Raw genomic sequence first — 11,080 nt, forward strand, 5'->3', positions numbered from 1 at the left:
CCATGAATCCGCCCATTGCCTCGCCCGTCACTCACTCCTCGTCGCGTGCGGCCGAGGGTTTTGAACAGGCCCTGTACCGCAAGCTTGCCTGGCGGATCATGCCCTTTTTGTTTCTGTGTTTTGTGCTCAATTGGCTGGACCGGGTCAATATTGGCTTTGCCCACCTGCGCTTCAAAACCGACCTGAACATCAGTGATGCCACCTTCGGCATCATTGTCGGGGTGTTCTCCATCGGCTATTTGCTGTTCGAAATCCCCAGTAATCTGCTGCTGGAAAAGATCGGCGCCAAAAAGACCATGACCCGCATCATGATCCTGTGGGGGCTGGTGACCGTGGCGACGGCCTTTGCCCAGACGCCCGCGCAATTCTATGTACTGCGCGTGCTGCTGGGCGCGGCCGAGGCGGGGTTTTTCCCGGGGGTGATCCTCTACCTGACGTACTGGTTTCCGGCCAGTCACCGGGCGCGGATCACCTCAAGGTTCATCATGGCGATTGCCGTGTGCGGGATTATCGGCGGGCCGCTGTCGACGTCGATCATGAGCCACTTCGACACCGTGGCCGGATTCCACGGTTGGCAATGGCTGTTCGTGTTGACTGGCTTGCCGCCGATTGTGGCCGGGCTGTTCGCCTGGTATTGGCTGGACAACCGCCCGGCCGACGCACGCTGGCTCAGCCAGGATGAAAAACGGCGCATCGAGCAAGCGTTGGCCGAGGAACGCGGACGCCGCCAACCGGGCGGCCATCAGCATTTTCTGGGTGCGCTTAAAGACCGCAAAGTCTGGTTTATCGTGCTCGCCTACTGCCTGACCATCATGAGTACCGGCAACGTAACCAACATCTGGGCACCGTCGATCATCCGTGACTCGGGCATTACCAGCCTCAGCCAGTTGGGCCTGCTCTCAGCCCTGCCCTACGTCATCGCCGTAGGCGTGATGCTGCTGGTGTGTCGCCACTCAGACCAGCAGCAAGAACGGCGCTGGCACTTCACCGTGCCCGGTCTGCTGGCGGCGCTGGCCATGTTGATCTTGCCGCAATGCCTGAGCAGCCCGACCGCGACCGTGGCGACGATGATCCTGATGACCACCGGCTACCTGAGCGCCACGGCGGTGTTCTGGACCATCCCTACGTACTACCTGTCAGACCGGGCAAAAGCGGCGGGTCTGGCCATGGTCAATTGCTGCGGGCAAATCAGCAGTCTGCTGACCCCGATCATGATCGGCCAGATCAAAACCGCCACCGGCGACATTCGCCTGGCCCTTTATATCGTGGCGGCCATGGTCGCCAGCGGCGCCTTGATCCTGTTCTTCGGCGTACCGCGCAAAGCCTTGCGCGACGCCCCTTCAACCCTGGAAAAAACACATGACTGACTACGTCGCCCTGGCCACACAACTGGCTGCGCAGATCCAGCCCGGCGCTGCCCAACGCGATGCCGAGCGCACCCTGCCCCACGAACAAATCGAGTTGATCCGCCAGTCAGGGCTGGGCGCCGCACGAGTGCCCGTCGAACTGGGCGGTGGCGATATCAGCCAAGTCGATGTGGCGCGGATTTTCATTACCCTGGCCAAGGCTGACCCGTGTGTGGCCCAGGCCATTTTTCCGCACTTCGCCACCGTCGAGCACCTGCGCCTGATCGCCAACCCGGAGCAACAGGCCCGTTACCTGGGGGCTTTCGCAGACCGCCAGCTGTCATCGGGTGCGATTGCCGAACGCAGCGGCACTTTTCGCGGCGAGATCCACACCCGTCTCGAACGTCGTGGCGAGCAACTGATCCTCAACGGCAGCAAGTTCTACAGCACCGGCTGCCTGTTTGCCGACCTGCTGAAAATCCAGGCCGTGGACGAGACCGGCGCCGCTCTGTACGTCATGCTCCCGGCCAATACACCGGGCATCACCCTGCTCGATGACTGGGACGGCATGGGCCAGCGCACCACGGCCAGCGGCAGCACTCTGCTGGAAAACGTGCAGGTAGCGCCCGAACAGGTAATCCCCTTGAGCCAGTGGTATCAACGGCGTAATTACATTGGCGCCAGCGCGCAACTGATCCATTGCTCTATCGACATCGGCATTGGCCTGGCAGCGCTGGACGATGCGGTGTCATGGGCGCGCAACGGCTCACGCCCGGTGCGTGAAAGCGGTGTGCAGCGGGTCAGCGATGATCCGTACATTTTGCACACCATTGGCGACCTTGCCGCCTCCATCCACGGCGCCGAAGCGCTGGTTGAGAAAGCCGCAGCGGCAGTCGACTTCGCCGCCCGCAGCCAGTTACTGGGCCTGCTGCAAGGCGATGAATTGGAAGCGGTCCTGGCTAATGCTTCCATCGAAGTGGCCGAAGCAAAAATCGCTTCAACCCGTGCGGCGCTGCATGTGTGCGAGCGTTTGTATGAAGTCGGCGGCGCAGCCACCACGCAAAGCCTGCACAACTTCGATCGCCACTGGCGCAACGCCCGTACCCACACCACCCATGATTCGCTGGCTTACAAATACAAGGCGATTGGCGAGTTCCTGCTCAACGGCCGCCACCCGCCGATAGCGTTTACGTATTAAGCCCTGATTAGCCCCTGTAGGAGCGAGCTTGCCTCGCGATCTTTAAACGATCAAAAGATCGCGAGACGAGCTCGCTCCTACACAGGGATGAGTCAATCAGGCCAGCAGATCTTCGTAGAAGGCACCGTAGGATTTGCTCGGGTGGGCGATCTGGATTTCCAGAATCCACAGCCCTTTATTCGGGTAATGATCAAAGTCACCCAAGTCACCGCCCCGGTGGATGGCGTGAGGGAAGTCGCTGACACGGTGGCCCTTGATATCAAGGTTCAGCACCCAGCCCATGTCCTTGGCCTGCTCTTGGGCGTAGCGGTACAACTCAAGCCCCGCCACCTGTTCGTTCTTCCACTTGGCCTGCACCCGCTCAAACAACGTTTTGGCTGCTTCAGCGCAGGCTTTCATTTCAGGGTCGTTGCCGGTCACGAAGGTTTCACCGGCATCACCTTCGTGCCCTTCCCAGACCGCGCCCATGTCGATAAAGAAAATATCGTTTTCACCCAGCACCGGGTCGCCTTCGGAGCGCTGTTTGAAGGTTTTCAGGGTGTTGGCACCAAAGCGCACCAACAACGGGTGCCAGATGCGCTGCATGTCCAGATCCGCCAGTACGTGCTTGCCCAGCGCCACGGCTTCGGTTTCGTGCATGCCGGGTTTGATCAGCGCCGACAGCGTTTCGATGGCCTTCCAGGTATTCGCCTGGGCGCGACGCATGGCGTCAATGTTATAGATTGGGCCTACGGCCTCTTTGGGTTGTGCACTCACGGTCAGGTCCTGTCTGTGCGGAAAGAATTCGCTGTAGCTCGAACTATATAGCGATCTCTTGAACGAGCAAAAGGTCGCACCTGCAGCACCGTAGTTATTTGAAGAAATTGCTCGGGGTTTTGCCGAATTGTTTTTTGAACATGGTGGTGAATGCACTGGGGCTGTCGTAGCCCAATGACCCGGCGACATCGATGATTTTCTCGCCGACGGCAATTCGTTCCAACGCCAGTAGCAACCGCGATTGCTGGCGCCATTGACCAAAGGTCATGCCGGTTTCCTTGTGAAACAGCCGCTGGATGGTTTTTTCATCCAGCGCCAGCCGGGCACTCCAGTCGGCCAGGGTCGAGCCGTCGCCAGGGTCACGCTGCAACACGCTGCAAATACTCTGGATGCGCGGGTCGAGCGGCTGCGGCAGGTGCAGCGGCAGCACCGGTAAAATCGCCAGTTCATCCAGAATCAGCTTCATGATCCGGTCTTCTCGCGAGTCGGCCTCGTAAGGCGCACGGATGTCGACCGAGGCCTTGATCAGTTCACTCAACAGCGCAGAAATACTCACTGCACGGGTCTGCGTCGGCAGTTGTGCCACCACTTCGGGCCGCACATACACGCTGCGCATTTTCAGTGGGCCAACACATCGCACCGAGTGCACCTGACCACTGGGCATCCAGATGCCGCGACTGGGCGGCACCGTCCACTGGCTCAACGCCGAGTGCACCACCATTACCCCTTCAATGGCATACAGCAGTTGATGCTTGGCATGGGAATGCGGCGCGATAATCCAGTCGGCCGGGTAATCGGTAGCGCTGCAGCTCACTGTCCAGTGCGCTTCATCGACCTCAAGCAGAAATTCTTTCAGCGGTTTGATCATGATTCCCTTTTTGCGACAGTGAGCGCCCGAATTGCGCGAGACAGGCAATTTCGCGAAACCTAGGATAGCCGCTGGTTTGCCTGCGTGCATCCAGTGTCCTTACTCCCTGCCCGGATGATCTTCGATGTCTATAACAAGTACGACCCCGGCGGCTACCAGCAGCCCCAGCAGCAGTCCCAGTGCCTCAGTCAGCAGCCAGTCCAGCCCGTTGGTCATGCGCGTGATCGCCGCATGTGGGCTTGCCCACCTGATCAACGACCTGATTCAAGCCGTGCTGCCGTCGATTTACCCGATGCTCAAGGCCAACTACGACCTGAGCTTTACTCAAATCGGCCTGATTACCCTGACCTTCCAGCTCACCGCTTCGCTGCTGCAACCGGGCGTCGGCTATTACACCGACCGCCACCCCAAGCCGTGGCTGCTGCCAGCGGGCATGGTGTGCACCTTGATCGGCATTTTGATGCTGGCGTTTGTTGGCTCGTTCACCTCAATTCTGGTGGCATCGGCGCTGATCGGCGTGGGCTCCTCGACCTTTCACCCCGAGACTTCGCGGGTTGCGCGGCTGGCGTCGGGCGGACGTTATGGCCTGGCACAATCCACCTTCCAGGTCGGCGGTAACGCGGGCAGCGCCTTCGGCCCGTTGCTGGCAGCAGCCATTGTCATCCCTTACGGTCAGGGCAACGTGGCGTGGTTCGGCCTGTTTGCAGCCTTTGCCATCTTGATTCTGTTCGGCTTGAGCCGCTGGTACCGCCACCACCTCAACCTGTTCAAGCTCAAGCAAGGCAGCGTGGCCACCCACGGCCTGTCGAAAAAACACGTGACCGGTGCCCTTGTGGTGCTGGCGTTGCTGGTGTTCTCCAAGTACTTCTACATGTCCAGCTTCACCAGCTACTTGACTTTTTTCCTGATCAAAAAATTTGACCTGTCGGTGGCCAGCTCCCAGCTGTATCTGTTCCTGTTCCTCGGCGCGGTGGCAGCGGGCACCTTCTTTGGCGGCCCGATTGGCGACAAGATCGGGCGCAAGGCGGTGATCTGGTTCTCGATACTCGGCGCAGCGCCATTCAGCCTTGCGTTGCCCTATGTCGACCTGTTCTGGACCGGCATCCTGAGCATGATCATCGGCTTTATTCTGGCCTCTGCGTTCTCGGCCATCGTGGTGTATGCGCAAGAACTGGTGCCGGGCAATGTCGGCATGATCGCCGGGGTGTTCTTCGGCCTGATGTTCGGCTTTGGCGGCATCGGCGCGGCCCTGCTCGGGCATTTGGCGGACATTCACGGCATTGAGTACGTGTATTCGCTGTGCTCATACCTGCCGTTGCTGGGTATTCTGACCATCTTGTTGCCGTCAACAAAAAAGGTATAAGCCTTAAATAACCCCCTGTAGGAGCGAGCTTGCTCGCGATCTTTTGATCTTTAAAAGCTCGCGAGCAAGCTCGCTCCTACAGTTTGATTTCGCCAATCCCCCGGTGGGAATCATGGATTTTTCCACTCATCCAGAAGGCTGTCGAACAGTGCCTGCGCGGCCGCTGACAGTTCATGCCCCGGCTTGGTCAGCACACCCATCGCCCGCTCGACAATCGGCTCATGCAAGGTGATGCAACGCGCACCCAACTCGCGCATTTGCTCGACGCACAGGGCCGGAACGGCGCTCACGCCCAACCCGCTGGCGACCATGCGCCCGACAGTAGCCAGTTGATGGCTTTCAAATTCCACCGGCAATTTCATCTGCCGCGCCTGCAAATGTTCTTCCAGCAGCACCCGCACCGCCGACGGCCGCTGCAGGGTGATAAATGGCTGCTCCAGCAAGGTTTTCCAGTCAATCACCGTGGCATTCGCCAGCGGGCTGTCACTGGGCACCACCGCCACAAAACGGTCGATGTACAGCGGGGTAAATGTCAGTGATGAACCCGGTGCCGGTTCAAACGCGACCCCCAGTTCAACCTGGCGATCGCGGACCATTTCCAGCACCTGCTCGTTGATGACGTCGTTGACCGTGACATTGAGCTTTGGATAGCGCAGGCGAAAATGCTTGAGGATGGGCGGCAGCAGGTTGCAGGCAAACGACGGAATCGCCGCCAACGTCACCCGTCCGCGTTGCAACGTGAACAGTTGGCGCATTTCGTCTTCAGCATTGTCCCAGTCCGCCACCAACTTACGCGCCCGCGGCAACAGCGCCTGACCTTCGGGGGTCAGGGCCACGTTGCGCGTGGTGCGGCTGAACAGGCGGCCGCCCAGCCCTTCTTCCAGCGCCTTGATGGTCAGGCTCAAGGCCGATTGCGATAAATGCAGGCGCTCGCAGGCCACGGCAAAGCTCAGGCTTTGCGCCACGGCAAGGAAGGCGCGGATCTGTTTCACCGTCATGAATGTGCTCTCATGTTTGATTGTTTCGATTTATCTATCAATCAACCGCAAAAATCAATTTAACAAATCAATCCAGTGGAGTAACACTCGTACCATTCGACACACCATCACCCATCAATAATAAAAGAGGTGCATATGGCAGGTTTTGATAAGCGCGTAGCGTCCTACGAGGAAGCGCTGGCCGGGCTCGAAGATGGCATGACCGTGATTTCAGGCGGTTTTGGTCTGTGCGGCATCCCCGAGAATCTGATCAACGAGATCAAACGCAAAGGCACCCGTGACCTGACCGTGGTGTCCAACAACTGTGGCGTCGACGGTTTCGGCCTCGGCATCCTCCTGGAAGACCGCCAGATCAGCAAAGTGATCGCCTCTTACGTGGGGGAAAACGCGCTGTTCGAGAAGCAACTGCTCAGCGGCGAAATCGAAGTCGAACTCACCCCCCAAGGCACCCTCGCAGAAAAAATGCGCGCAGGCGGTGCGGGCATCCCGGCGTTTTTCACTGCCACAGGCGTAGGCACGCCGGTCGCTGAAGGCAAGGAAACCCGCAAATTCAAAGGCCGCGACTACCTGATGGAAGAGTCCATCACCGGCGACTTTGCCATTGTCAAAGGCTGGAAAGCCGACCATTTCGGTAACGTGATCTACCGCCACACCGCGCAAAACTTCAACCCGCTGGCCGCTACGGCAGGCAAGATCACCGTGGTTGAAGTCGAAGAAATTGTTGAACCCGGCGAGCTGGACCCGGCGCAGATCCACACCCCTGGGATCTACGTCGACCGGATCATTTGCGGCACGTTTGAAAAACGTATCGAACAGCTCACTGAGCACTCTTGATCCCCTGCCCCCAGCCTTAAGCTCTGGATTCAGAGCACGGAGAATAATAATGGCCCTTACCCGCGAACAAATGGCTCAGCGCGTCGCCCGCGAAATGCAGGACGGCTTTTACGTGAACCTCGGCATCGGCATCCCGACCCTGGTTGCCAACTACATCCCCGACGGCATGGAAGTCATGCTGCAATCGGAAAACGGCCTGCTCGGCATGGGCGCCTTCCCGCACAAAGGTGAAGCCGATGCCGACATGATCAACGCCGGCAAACAAACCGTCACTGCCCGTACCGGCGCATCGATTTTCTCGTCTGCCGAGTCGTTCGCGATGATTCGCGGCGGCCACATTGACCTCACGGTGCTGGGCGCCTTTGAGGTCGACGTACACGGCAACATCGCCTCGTGGATGATCCCCGGCAAGCTGGTCAAGGGCATGGGCGGCGCGATGGACCTGGTGGCCGGTGCCGACAACATCATCGTCACCATGACCCACGCCTCCAAAGACGGCGAATCCAAACTGCTGTCGCGCTGCAGCCTGCCGCTGACCGGTGCCGGGTGCATCAAGCGGGTGCTGACTGATCTGGCCTACCTGGAAATCGAAGACGGTGCGTTCATCCTCAAAGAGCGGGCGCCCGGCGTCAGCGTTGAAGAAATCGTCAGCAAAACAGCCGGTAAATTGATCGTCCCGGACCACGTCCCGGAAATGCAGTTCGCCTGATCCGCCACTATTTAAGGAGAGAAGTCATGCAAGAAGTCGTCATTGTTGCCGCCACCCGCACGGCCATTGGCAGTTTTCAGGGCGCGCTGGCCAACATTCCGGCTGCCGAACTCGGCGCTGCAGTCATTCGTCAACTGCTGGAAACCACCGGTCTCAAAGGCGAGCAGGTTGACGAAGTGATCCTTGGCCAGGTGCTCACTGCGGGCTGCGGCCAGAACCCGGCGCGTCAGGCGTCTATCCTCGCCGGTCTGCCCCACGCTGTACCGGCGCTGACCCTGAACAAACTCTGCGGCTCTGGCCTGAAGGCGCTGCACTTGGCCACCCAGGCGATTCGCTGCGGCGATGCCGAGGTCATCATCGCCGGTGGCATGGAAAGCATGAGCCTGGCGCCGTACGTACTGCCGGCCGCACGCACCGGCCTGCGTATGGGGCACGCCAAAATGCTCGACAGCATGCTGCAAGACGGTCTGATGGACGCGTTCAACGACTACCACATGGGCATCACCGCCGAGAACCTGGTGGACAAATACCTGCTGACCCGCGAGCAACAGGACGCCTTCGCCGCAGCGTCGCAACAAAAAGCCATTGCGGCCATCGAGTCCGGGCGCTTTGCCGACGAGATCACCCCCATCCAGATTCCTCAGCGCAAAGGCGAGCCGATTTCGTTCAAGGTCGATGAGCAACCGCGCGAAGGCATCACCGCCGAGGCCTTGAGCAAACTCAAGCCTGCGTTCAAAAAAGACGGCAGCGTCACCGCTGGCAACTCCTCAACCATCAACGACGGCGCTGCCGCCGTGGTGCTGATGAGCGCCGACAAGGCCAAAGCCCTGGGTCTGCCCGTGCTGGCCCGGATCGCAGGTTACGCCAACGCCGGTGTCGACCCGGCCATCATGGGCATTGGCCCGGTTTCAGCAACCCGCACCTGCTTGAAAAAAGCCGGCTGGAGCCTCGACCAACTGGACCTGATCGAAGCCAACGAAGCCTTCGCCGCGCAAGCGCTGGCGGTGAGCAAAGAGCTGGAATGGGACATGGACAAGGTCAACGTCAATGGCGGCGCCATTGCCCTGGGCCACCCGATTGGCGCGTCAGGCTGCCGCGTGCTGGTGTCGTTGCTGCACGAAATGATCAAGCGTGACGCCAAAAAAGGCCTCGCGACCTTGTGCATCGGCGGCGGTCAGGGCGTGGCCCTGGCCATCGAGCGCAGCTAACCGCAGGAGCGAGTTTGCCTCGCGATCTTTTGATGTTTAAAAGATCGCGAGCAAGCTCGCTCCTACGCCGTCATTAGTCGCTGATTACACCGACAATCAATTCACTGCCAATCCAGCCAGCCAGCAGTTCACCGGCCCGGCCTATGCCCTCGTCTTCGCCCAAACGCTCGACTAAAAACTCGCACAACCCGGCAAAGCTGCCGTCGTGTTGCAGGTGCTGCAGTGCGTGCAGTTCCAGCGCGTCGACCTGGCGCAGGCGCGAGGTGTATTGGCGACGCCACACCAGCAACCCGCCCGCCTCGGCCAGCATCGCCGCTTCGGGCGGCGGGGTTTGCTGCCACAAGGCCGACCAGATGGCTTCGGCATTGGTGGTAAGGGCGTGGCTGCGCAGCGACGGCGCCAATTGCAGGCGCGCCGTGTCCCAGTCCACCGAGGCCAGCGCCTCCATCCGCAAGGGCGCAGCGTCGGCGGCGACAAACGCTTCGCTCAGTGACCATTCGATCCACGCCAGTTCGTGTACGTCCGGGTTGTCGGGGAAGACTTCATACAAGGTTTTTTGCAACCCTGCAGGGTACACATCAAGGGTCCAGGCATGCGGCGGATGGCGGTCGATATGGGTGATGCACGCGGCCAAAAAGGCTTCATCCCCCAGCCATTGGCGCAGGTTGGGAAACGCCCCTTCCAGGCAACCTACCAATTGCGCCCGGTAGTTGTTCTGGTACACCGCCAGACCGGCAACATGATTGCCCAGAAGCGCGGCGGATTCATCCGAAGCGTTCACCAGCCAGTTCTGGAATTCCTGCTGCAAACGGGCCAGGTTCATGCTCGCACCTGCGCACGCTGTTTGGCCGCGCTGGCGCCCAATGCCCGGGCGATGGCGAGTTCATCGAGCAGTTCGGACAAAGGTGGAATCTCATCATCACGTTCGATCATGGTGGCCACCGGGCCCAGCCGTTCAATGGCCTTGGCGTACAAGTGCCAGACGCCGCTGCACACCGGGCTGTCATGGCTGTCAATCAACAGGCTGGGGCCCTGGCTGTGGCCCGCGAGGTGCACCTGACGCACGCGCTCGGCGGGTATGCCGTCGAGAAACGCCAGCGCATCAAAGCCGTGGTTGCTGGCGCTGACAAACACATTATTGACGTCCAGCAGCAGCTCGCAGCCGGTACGCCGGGACATCTCGGCAATGAATTCCCACTCGCTCATGGACGCGCCTGCAAAGGCCAGATAGCTCGACGGATTTTCAAACAGCAGGGTGCGGCCCAGGGCCTCCTGAGCCTGATGGATATTGGCGCAGACCAGGTTCAGTGCCTCTTCGGTGTAAGGAAGCGGCAGCAAATCGTGGGAGTTGAAGCCGCCGGTGCGCGACCAACTCAAATGGTCGGACACAAACAGCGGTTCAATGTCGTCTACCAGCGACTTGAGGCGCTTGAGGTAATCAGGGTCCAGCCCTTCGGCGGTGCCGATGGACATGGACACGCCGTGCAGCGCCACCGGGTGCCGCTCACGGATCTGGCGCAGGATGTGCAGTGGCTGGCCGCCTGCAACCATAAAATTCTCGGAGATCACTTCGACGAAATCCACGGCGACCGAGGTTTCAAGAAAGTCGCTGTAATGCTCCTTGCGCAGCCCCAGGCCATAGCCCGAGAAACGTGGATTGGATGTCGCCATGTGATGTGCTCCAGTGCATCGATAGGTCGTTGTACGCATCCCCTACAGGAACGCAATGCTGTTCACTTAAGCGATTTCGGCCTCTGTGGGAGCGGGCTTGCTCGCGATGGTCGTTAACGATGACGCGTT

11 protein-coding genes are annotated in these 11,080 nt (G+C 59.9%); 6 read left to right on the forward strand and 5 right to left on the reverse strand.

Translation table 11 applies throughout. The features are described 5' to 3' along the window. The first annotated feature begins 2 nt into the window (after positions 1-2). Positions 3-1,367, forward strand: a complete 1,365-nt coding sequence (locus tag AAEZ03_RS21065; protein ID WP_350581294.1) for an MFS transporter — start codon at positions 3-5, stop codon at positions 1,365-1,367. After that, positions 1,360-2,544, forward strand: a complete 1,185-nt coding sequence (locus AAEZ03_RS21070) for an acyl-CoA dehydrogenase family protein (protein WP_350581297.1) — start codon at positions 1,360-1,362, stop codon at positions 2,542-2,544. The genes AAEZ03_RS21065 and AAEZ03_RS21070 overlap by 8 nt, the downstream gene beginning before the upstream one ends. 96 nt (positions 2,545-2,640) lie before the next feature. Here the strand turns inward: AAEZ03_RS21070 and AAEZ03_RS21075 are convergent, their stop codons facing one another. Then, entirely contained in the window at positions 2,641-3,300 is a 660-nt protein-coding gene (locus tag AAEZ03_RS21075) for a M24 family metallopeptidase (protein ID WP_350581300.1), read from the reverse strand. A gap of 94 nt (positions 3,301-3,394) precedes the next feature. After that, entirely contained in the window at positions 3,395-4,216 is an 822-nt protein-coding gene (locus tag AAEZ03_RS21080; protein WP_123752136.1) for an AraC family transcriptional regulator, read from the reverse strand. A gap of 76 nt (positions 4,217-4,292) precedes the next feature. Here AAEZ03_RS21080 and AAEZ03_RS21085 point away from each other — a divergent pair, with 76 nt between their 5' ends. Continuing rightward, complete coding sequence (locus AAEZ03_RS21085) at positions 4,293-5,531, forward strand: MFS transporter (protein ID WP_350581303.1); 1,239 nt, start codon at positions 4,293-4,295, stop codon at positions 5,529-5,531. Positions 5,532-5,641: 110 nt separating this feature from the next. On the opposite strand, the gene AAEZ03_RS21090 is transcribed toward AAEZ03_RS21085, so the two are convergent. Further along, positions 5,642-6,529, reverse strand: coding sequence for a LysR family transcriptional regulator (locus AAEZ03_RS21090; protein ID WP_278937621.1), 888 nt, complete (start codon positions 6,527-6,529; stop codon positions 5,642-5,644). Between the two features lie 135 nt (positions 6,530-6,664). Here AAEZ03_RS21090 and AAEZ03_RS21095 point away from each other — a divergent pair, with 135 nt between their 5' ends. Genes AAEZ03_RS21095 through AAEZ03_RS21105 form a run of 3 tightly spaced genes read left to right on the forward strand, consistent with a single transcriptional unit; the run spans position 6,665 to position 9,280 of the window. Then, positions 6,665-7,363 (forward strand): CoA transferase subunit A, encoded by a 699-nt coding sequence (locus tag AAEZ03_RS21095; RefSeq protein ID WP_350581306.1) that lies wholly within the window; start codon positions 6,665-6,667, stop codon positions 7,361-7,363. A 49-nt stretch (positions 7,364-7,412) separates the two neighbouring features. Further along, a complete protein-coding gene (locus AAEZ03_RS21100; RefSeq protein ID WP_350581309.1) occupies positions 7,413-8,072 on the forward strand; it encodes a CoA transferase subunit B in 660 nt (219 codons plus the stop codon). 26 nt (positions 8,073-8,098) lie between these two features. Continuing rightward, on the forward strand, positions 8,099-9,280 hold the full coding sequence (locus AAEZ03_RS21105) for an acetyl-CoA C-acetyltransferase (RefSeq protein WP_123752095.1): 1,182 nt from the start codon (positions 8,099-8,101) through the stop codon (positions 9,278-9,280). Between the two features lie 73 nt (positions 9,281-9,353). Here the strand turns inward: AAEZ03_RS21105 and AAEZ03_RS21110 are convergent, their stop codons facing one another. Both AAEZ03_RS21110 and bufB read right to left on the reverse strand, forming a co-directional pair. After that, a complete protein-coding gene (locus AAEZ03_RS21110) occupies positions 9,354-10,103 on the reverse strand; it encodes an HvfC/BufC family peptide modification chaperone (protein ID WP_350581311.1) in 750 nt (249 codons plus the stop codon). Next, a complete protein-coding gene (bufB, locus tag AAEZ03_RS21115) occupies positions 10,100-10,951 on the reverse strand; it encodes an MNIO family bufferin maturase (protein ID WP_350581313.1) in 852 nt (283 codons plus the stop codon). Before bufB ends, AAEZ03_RS21110 begins: the two co-directional genes overlap by 4 nt. Positions 10,952-11,080 lie beyond the last annotated feature (129 nt).

This window comes from Pseudomonas sp. HY2-MNA-CIBAN-0224, from assembly GCF_040310285.1.
GTDB classification, from domain to species: Bacteria; Pseudomonadota; Gammaproteobacteria; order Pseudomonadales; family Pseudomonadaceae; genus Aquipseudomonas; species Aquipseudomonas helleri.